The 1,583-nt window shown below is 36.3% G+C and carries 2 protein-coding genes; one reads left to right on the forward strand and one right to left on the reverse strand.

Going from position 1 to position 1,583, the window contains the following annotated elements:
- The first annotated feature begins 116 nt into the window (after positions 1-116).
- Entirely contained in the window at positions 117-575 is a 459-nt protein-coding gene (locus AC1DRF_RS27095) for a hypothetical protein (RefSeq protein WP_016764637.1), read from the forward strand.
- Between the two features lie 41 nt (positions 576-616).
- Here AC1DRF_RS27095 and AC1DRF_RS27100 read toward each other — a convergent pair.
- Positions 617-1,583 (reverse strand): DUF418 domain-containing protein (locus AC1DRF_RS27100; protein ID WP_477742197.1); only part of this gene is annotated, 967 nt, incomplete at its 5' end.

Consider the following 1,583-nt stretch of genomic DNA (forward strand, 5'->3'; position numbering starts at 1 on the left):
CTACAGAAAAGAGGTGAAGTCATTTCTTCAGTTTTCCTGCTAGCCTGCATACTAACCCTTTTAGCTATTTTATTTAGTAGCAACTACCCTCAAAATTAAAGGAGAGATCCACGCTTATGTCAAAAGCCCCTGTAAAAAACGAAATTGAACTTCAACTATCTGAAACGCACTTTTTTCAACTGCTTGATTTGATTTATTTAGGTAACTGGATGGTCACAGCATGTTCTGGAGTAGAAGATGAGCATGCACAAGAATATACGGATGTAGAAAAACAAATGTTTTCTCATGCAGAGCCTTTCCTTGAAAAAGGACCTTTTCACACGCTAAACAGTGAGGTTATGTTTACAGAAGAACATGAAGATTCTCTTCAAGATATTATTGGAGAATACGATAACGAAGTGTTTTGGGAAGCGCTAGCCTATCGCATGGCTAAACGAGATGTGATAGAACAAATAGGACCCATTAAAGAAATAAAAAATGAAGTTTTTATGCAAATTTTTCATCGAGAAATGGAGTATATACGAGAGTTTGAGACAAATGGAATTAAACGAATAACCATACCGCCTTTGCAGTAAAGGAGACAAATCGGCTTTCAAATTTGAAGGCCGATTTGCTGTTAAGCTGTAGCTTTTCTATTCCGTCTGAGAGGCGGGAAAGATCGGTATGTAAAGCTCCGCCATAACCATTCACACGGACCGTAATAGAAATAATAAAGCCACCACTTATTAAAAAAAAGCTGGAGTGTATATATAATGAGACAAATAATCGTGCTTTCTGTTAAGGTAAGAGTTCCGTATAAACCAAAGACTCTAACCATCCACAGGCAAATTAAAGTTTGGCTAAGGTAAGTTGTTAATGCCATTGTTCCACTATACTTAAAAAGACCAAGCACTGAAGCGTAAGGAGAAAATTGCAGGAATAACAGTAAGGTGGTAAGATAAAAAAAACATAGAAAAATGCCGCTCAAACTTGTAAAAAGGTGAATGGCCGCCTGCTGATAGAGTCCATATTTTAAAATTTCTAGTTTTAAGATAGCGAGAATAATAGTTAAAGTAAAACCTGCTGCACCTGTTATTAACTGAATTTTCTTAAAAAAAGAACGATTTTGTTCGATACTATGTACTAATTCTTTTTTAGCAGCATATAAGCCAAATAAAAACATAGAAAATACGGGAAAGATAGAAAACGGTAGATTTAATAGCATAGGTACGACTTCAACATTCAAACGATAAAACAGCCAAGATAAATAGTCTGCTTGCCTGTAGGTGGATAAATATTGGACTAAGGCATGTTCATGTAAAACCTTATACTCCAACTGAGCCTCCTGCAAGACGTGGGCTGGAATAAAAAACTGCATGCAAGCCAAAAGATAAAAAAAGCATAGCAGGCCTATTGCCCACAGCAAAATCGTCTTGGTTTTTTGATTATAAAAAAACAACAATAAAAAACCGCCAATAGCATACACATGCAAAATGTCTCCATACCAGAAAAAGACAAGATGAAAAAGCCCGATTAATAGCAAAGAAGCCATTCTTCTTGACCATAAAGCAGCGGCAAAGTAATGCTTTTCGTCAGCTCTACGC

The sequence above is a fragment of the Priestia sp. P5_B4 genome (genome assembly GCF_056400385.1).

Coding starts and splice junctions, on each gene's coding strand:
- AC1DRF_RS27095 (WP_016764637.1), top strand. CDS start 117: ATGTCAAAAGCCCCTGTAAAAAACGAAATTGAACTTCAACTATCTGAA.